Annotated in this window: 1 rRNA gene; it reads left to right on the forward strand. The window is 51.0% G+C overall.

The window, feature by feature from the left end:
• Position 1: 1 nt before the first annotated feature.
• Positions 2 to 257: ribosomal RNA gene (locus IB255_RS31370) — 23S ribosomal RNA — on the forward strand; the annotation flags it as partial.

The following is a 257-nucleotide window of genomic DNA, read 5'->3' on the forward strand; positions in this document are numbered from 1 at the left end:
CGCATACGGTGGATGCCTTGGCAGTCAGAGGCGATGAAAGACGTGGTAGCCTGCGATAAGCTTCGGGGAGTCGGCAAACAGACTTTGATCCGGAGATCTCTGAATGGGGAAACCCACCTAGCATAAGCTGGGTATCTTGCACTGAATACATAGGTGTAAGAGGCGAACCAGGGGAACTGAAACATCTAAGTACCCTGAGGAAAAGAAATCAACCGAGATTCCCTTAGTAGTGGCGAGCGAACGGGGATTAGCCCTTA

It is taken from the genome of Pseudomonas sp. PDM22, assembly GCF_014851965.1.
In the GTDB taxonomy this organism is placed as follows: Bacteria; Pseudomonadota; Gammaproteobacteria; order Pseudomonadales; family Pseudomonadaceae; genus Pseudomonas.